2 protein-coding genes are annotated in these 1,254 nt (G+C 72.0%); both read left to right on the top strand.

The window, feature by feature from the left end:
* The first annotated feature begins 226 nt into the window (after window positions 1-226).
* The gene (locus ACWF94_RS40715) at window positions 227-760 is read left to right on the top strand and encodes a VanZ family protein (protein WP_453500372.1); all 534 of its coding nucleotides are present in this window, start codon (window positions 227-229) and stop codon (window positions 758-760) included.
* A 188-nt stretch (window positions 761-948) separates the two neighbouring features.
* Window positions 949-1,149, top strand: coding sequence for a PspC domain-containing protein (locus ACWF94_RS40710; RefSeq protein WP_453500370.1), 201 nt, complete (start codon window positions 949-951; stop codon window positions 1,147-1,149).
* Window positions 1,150-1,254: the final 105 nt, after the last annotated feature.

Below are 1,254 nucleotides of genomic sequence, written 5' to 3'. Positions count from 1 at the left end.
ACATTCCCGGCGAGGCCAGACCTTGCCCACCCGGATGCGCAAAACCAGCCCGTTGGGGGTCCCCCCGGACGAAGTCTGGGGGAGATTGAGGACACGCACCCAGGACGTGCCCGGCAGACGGCGGAGGGCCGGGTTCGGTCGGTGCGGAACCGATTCGCGCGCAGAGTGCGTCTTGTGGGGCGTGCAGCGTCAAGGTACGGGCGGCAGTGCCGCCATCCGCTTGCGCGTGGCGGGGTTCGTCCTCCTCCTCGCGCACTTGCTGCTCGTCGGATGGCTGACGCTGCGCCCGCTGGATGTCCCCTGGGTGACCCCCGCGAATCTGGAGCCCCTCGCCGGTATCAAGGCGGATCTCGCGCTCGGACCGTTGGAGGCCGTGCGCCGGATCGGCGGCGGGCTGGTCCTGCTGGCGCCGCTGGGGGTGCTGCTGCCGATGGCGGGCGGCAGGCTCGCCGCCTCCCCGCTGGGCTCCCTGGCGCGTACGGTCACGGCCGGGGCGCTGCTCTCGCTGGGGATCGAGCTGTTGCAGACGGCGGTGCCAGGCCGGGTGCTCAATGTCGACTCGCTGCTGCTGAACACCGCCGGCGTGGCCATCGCCCATCTGCTGGTGGTGCCCCTGGGGCGGGCGCGGCTGCGCCGCAGGCGGCTGGGGGCCGCGCCGAGGGCGGTCCGGAGCGGTGGGGCGGAGGCCGGTCCGGTACTGAGGGAGGACATGGCTCAGGGGTCGACCCCGACGATTACCAGGGTCGGGATCGCACCGTAGAGCGACGCTTTGCCCCCCTTTCGCGAAGCACCATGGATACATCGGGAGCACCGCACCACGGACTCCCGGGACCCCGGCCGGAGCCCCGGCCGAGTTCACCGCCGTATCCATGAACCGATGGACCCGCGGACCGACCTATCGATACATCGACGGATGGTCCCGGAACCGGTCTCGCGAAGGAGCCCACCATGGCCGCACTTGTCCGCCCCCGTGAGGGACGCATGATCGGTGGGGTGTGCGCAGCGCTGGCACGGCGCTTCGGCATATCCGCCGGCACCATGCGAGTGATCTTCCTGGTCTCGTGTCTGCTGCCCGGACCGCAGTTCCTGCTCTACGCGGCGCTGTGGCTGCTGCTGCCCACCGAGAAGACGGCGTCTCCCGCCTGGTAGGCGGCCCGCGCACACCTGGCTGCCCGTGCCGCCGTCGGCCCGGCCCACAGGCCCGTGACGCGCCAGTGGGGCGCACGCCCGGCGATCGGGTGTGCGCCCCACTGC

The sequence above is a fragment of the Streptomyces sp. NPDC055078 genome, from assembly GCF_053607985.1.
Note: the sequence above shows the minus strand (reverse complement) of the source record. Positions and strands in the feature narration are given on the sequence as shown.

What these genes read in the sequence shown, in the direction of transcription:
- ACWF94_RS40710 (WP_453500370.1), top strand. Translation starts at nt 949, where the DNA reads ATGGCCGCACTTGTCCGCCCCCGTGAGGGACGCATGATCGGTGGGGTG.